The sequence below is a fragment of the Aquimarina rubra genome (assembly GCF_042684305.1).
GTDB lineage: Bacteria > Bacteroidota > Bacteroidia > Flavobacteriales > Flavobacteriaceae > Aquimarina > Aquimarina rubra.
This window is the reverse complement of record NZ_JBHULE010000003.1, coordinates 1-1,330: the sequence shown is the minus strand read 5'-3', so window position 1 is coordinate 1,330 and position 1,330 is coordinate 1. Positions and strand designations below refer to the sequence as shown.

The window sequence follows — 1,330 nt, the reverse complement described above, 5'->3', positions numbered from 1 at the left end:
TAATCCCAAATGTCAATCGGTTCATCAACTTCCATTTCCGTAATGTCCGTCATTCCATTACCAAAACTGTTTTTAAATTCTATCTCTGTTAATTCCTGCGTCATTTTGGACATTATGCACAACGTTCCTTGTATGTTACGTTTGCTACCGAAGGGAGCAAATGAAATATACAAATTGTTAGCGATTGTTTTTTTTATTTAATAGTTTTCCGTTTGCCTCTATCACGTATTGTTTATTCTCAAGTCCTTTAATTGAGTATTTAAGATTAAAAATGCAGTCACAATCTGCAAGGACTTGAGTATATTCTTCTACAATCAACACTGTTGAATCATTTTCTTTTTCGCTATAAGTTTTATCCAATTCATATAGACCATCATATTTTAAATTCAAAGTGTCCTTCCGTAATTCTATATCACCTTTGCTAGTCAGATTACAATTGGTCAAGATAGATATTGCATATATTTGGATATCACCGACAACTTTTTTTGAAATCAATTTGTTGGACCACTTTCTTTTAATCTTGTACACATTTTCATTTAAGCATTCACTTGATTGATATTTAATCAATTTAGGCTGCAAATCATTATTTCTGAAAGCTAGAAGCACTAAGGCTAAAAGGATCAATATAGAATAATTTACTTTTTTCATAATAATCGCTAACGGTTAATATATGTGTCGTAGCAGAGCAAAATGTTACCCTATTTTCGACAAAAACTGCGCATTGGTTGCTAACTTTTCATTCTGCAAGCATTGCGCCTTGCCAAATATACAAGAACTATTCGATTCATCATCTAGCTGCTATGATCACATATATAGTGTTATGGCACGTACCACTTTTACAAGCCAGAACTTAGTAAACAAGCCGCAGTAAAGTGATATCAGATTGCGCCTGCCTGCCTCTGGCAGGAACTGCTCCGTATTATTTTTTTAATCTCCAGCGATCACTTTGCTGCCTTTAGATTTATCACTTACCAAACTAAAAAATCACAAACCCTTTTTCCGTCAAAATTATCGTAATGAGCCAAAAAAAACGATTTTTCAGCACGTTACTACTCCGAAATACTCCTTTTGAGTTATTTTTTCATCGCTTTTTTACTTTTGATCGGATACAAACCACTGCAAAAACTCTCAGGTCAAACGATCGAGGTTCGTCCGCAGACAGGTTCAGATTGCGTTTTGCTTTTCAGATCCTGAGTATGTGCCCTAACGGTTTGTGTATGAAACGTAGCGTGCAAAAAGACACTAACTTTTCGGATAAACATAGAGCCGAATTTTTTATTTTGTTTTTATTTTTTCTATTTTAAAAGCCAAATTAAAAATTTGGTGGTCT

1 protein-coding gene is annotated in these 1,330 nt (G+C 34.1%); it reads right to left on the bottom strand.

From position 1 onward, the window contains the following. Window positions 1-177: 177 nt before the first annotated feature. On the bottom strand, window positions 178-648 hold the full coding sequence (locus ACFSR1_RS03505) for a hypothetical protein (RefSeq protein WP_378289690.1): 471 nt from the start codon (window positions 646-648) through the stop codon (window positions 178-180). Window positions 649-1,330: the final 682 nt, after the last annotated feature.

What these genes read in the sequence shown, in the direction of transcription:
- ACFSR1_RS03505 (WP_378289690.1), bottom strand. Translation starts at nt 648, where the DNA reads ATGAAAAAAGTAAATTATTCTATATTGATCCTTTTAGCCTTAGTGCTT.